This is a genomic window from Streptomyces sp. NPDC035033 (genome assembly GCF_040636735.1).
In the GTDB taxonomy this organism is placed as follows: Bacteria; Actinomycetota; Actinomycetes; order Streptomycetales; family Streptomycetaceae; genus Streptomyces.
Map to the genome: position 1 here is coordinate 1 of NZ_JBEZUZ010000206.1, position 2,536 is coordinate 2,536.

Here is a 2,536-nt window from a genome sequence, read left to right on the forward strand (position 1 = left end):
GGCCCCCACCCTGCGGGTCTGGGAGTGGGCCTCGCCCGCCGTGGTCATCGGCAGCTTCCAGTCGCTGCGGAACGAGGTGGATCCCGAGGGGGCGGCGAAGCACGGGATGACCGTGGTGCGCCGCGTCTCCGGCGGCGGGGCCATGTTCGTGGAGCCGGCGAGCACCATCACCTACTCCCTGTCCGTGCCGGAGTCCCTGGTGTCGGGGCTCTCCTTCGCCGACAGCTACGCCTACCTCGACGACTGGGTCCTGGGCGCGCTCGGCGACATGGGGATCAAGGCGTGGTACCAGCCGCTCAACGACATCGCCACCGAGGCCGGGAAGATCGCCGGCGCCGCCCAGAAGCGCGTGCTCGGCCCGGACGGCGGGCCCGGGGCCGTCCTGCACCACGTGACCATGTCGTACGACATCGACGCCGACAAGATGCTGGAGGTCCTGCGCATCGGCCGGGAGAAGATGTCCGACAAGGGCACCAGGAGCGCGAAGAAGCGCGTCGACCCGCTGCGCCGCCAGACCGGCCTGTCGCGCGAGGCGGTCATCGAGCGGATGGTCGCCTCCTTCCGGCGGCGGTACGGCCTGACGGAGGGCGGGGTGACCGAGCGGGAGCTGGCCCTCGCCGAGGAGCTGGCGGAGTCCAAGTTCTCGTCCCCGGAGTGGACGGCCCGGGTGCCCTAGGGTCTTTTCCGTGCGTGTGGACCTCCCGGTGCGGCCCGGGCTGCGGATGGAGTGCGCCGACGGGCGCCGTCTGGTGCTGGTGCAGGAGAGCGGCGGGCGGGGAGCGGTGCCGGTGCTCTTCGCCCGGCAGCGGGTGACCCACCGGGGCGTGCACTACGCGCGGACGGGCCGGTACGCGTCGCCGCTGGCGCCGCTGCGGGCCGGACGGGCCCGGGCGTACGCGGAGTTCGCGGCGCCCCGCACCGAGGCGTGGACGGAGCGGTGGGCGGCGCACGCGGAGGCGGAGCTGCGGGCGGCGGACGCCGGGCCGCTGCACGCGGGCGCGTGGCGGCTGGCGCCGGACGCCTCGGGCTGGTTCGTCGAGCGCCACTGGGCGCACCTGCTGCCGTACGACGCGGACCGGGGGCACCTCACCTGGTTCGGGTACGGCGACCCGGACGGCGACGCCCGCGACCTGCTGCCGCTGCGGGCCCTTTCGGTCCCGGACGCGCCCCGGGTGAAGGCGTACCGCCGCCAGTACCGGGAGGGCGTGCTGCCGCCGGTGTTCGCCTGGTGGATCAGCGGGCTGAACGTCCCCGTGGTCCTGGACGGCCACGACCGGCTGACGGCGGCGCTCGCGGAGGGCGGCCGGCCCGAGGTGCTGGTCCTGTCCCGGGCGGCCGACGCGGCCTGGCTGGAGCTGTGCGCGGAGCGCCCGGTGGCGGCGTACGTGGAGCGGACGGCGGCGCTGGAGGACGGTCCCCTGCGGGCGGTCCGGGCGGCGAACGAGGCCCGCCGGCTGGCGCGCGAGCTGGCCTCGGTCGCCGACGCCGCCGGCCCGACCCGCGCCTGGCCGCTGGCGGGCGGTCCCCCGGCCTGGGAGGCGGCGGCCGCCGCGTACGTCCCCGGCTGGCGGCCCGACGCGGACGGGTGACCTGCCCCGCTCCGGCTCGTTGACGTCACGGACACGCTGCGTCGACGCCACGGAGGGCACCTTGGGACGGGCGAGAGCACTGACGGCGGCGCTCCTGGGGGCGTTCCTGGCGGCGGCGCCGGTCGCCCCGCGCGAGGCGGGCGCGATCGTCGGCGGCCGGGAGGCGGCCCCGCGGGCCCACCCGTACGTGGCGGCGCTGGTGGACGTCGAGCGCCACCGGCAGTTCTGCGGCGGCGCGCTGATCGGCCCCCGGCACGTCCTGACGGCCGCGCACTGCCTGACCGGTGCGTACGCCGACACCCGCCGGGTCGCGGTGCTCCTCGGCGAGCACGACCTGCGCACGGCGACGGAGTCCCGGTACGCGCGCGTGGCCCGCCCCGCGCGCTTCACGCTCCACCCCGGCTACGACCGCCGCACCCAGCACGACGACCTCGCCGTGATCACCCTGGCGGCCCCGGTCCGCGCCGACGCCGGCGTGCGTCCCGTCCCCCTCCCCGCCCCTGGCGAATCGTTCACCCACACCCGGCTGGAGGCCGCGGGCTGGGGGGCGACCGCCTTCGGCCGGGGTCCCTCCCCCGTCCTGCGGACGGTCACCCTCGACACCCTCTCCAACCCCGCGTGCGCGCTCCGCGGCGTCGACGGCCTCACCCCGGCCCAGCTCTGCACCTGGTCCCCCGGCCGCGACACCTGCGTGTACGACTCCGGCGGCCCCCTCGTCCACCGCGATCCCACCGGCCGCCCCGTCCTGGCCGCCCTGGTCTCCTACGGCCGCGGCTGTGCCACGGACTCCCCCGCGGTGAACACCAGGATCACGGCCCATCTGGCCTGGCTCGAACGGACGACGGGCCTCCGGCCGCCCGCCGCCTGAGCGGCCCGCGACGCGGGGGGACCCGCGGCGGAACGGGAACGAGCCGTGGGGGGGGGGGGGGGGGCGGGGCCGCGGGGGC

The 2,536-nt window shown here is 77.4% G+C and carries 3 protein-coding genes; all 3 read left to right on the forward strand.

Annotated features, from left to right (window positions below):
- Positions 1-676: biotin/lipoate A/B protein ligase family protein (locus AB0E83_RS35375; protein ID WP_362120919.1), on the forward strand; the 676-nt coding region annotated here is incomplete at its 5' end.
- A gap of 10 nt (positions 677-686) precedes the next feature.
- Positions 687-1,589 carry a hypothetical protein gene (locus AB0E83_RS35380; RefSeq protein ID WP_362120921.1) on the forward strand — a complete coding sequence of 301 codons (903 nt, stop codon included), beginning with the start codon at positions 687-689 and terminating at the stop codon, positions 1,587-1,589.
- Between the two features lie 61 nt (positions 1,590-1,650).
- Entirely contained in the window at positions 1,651-2,457 is an 807-nt protein-coding gene (locus tag AB0E83_RS35385) for a serine protease (protein ID WP_362120923.1), read from the forward strand.
- Positions 2,458-2,536: the final 79 nt, after the last annotated feature.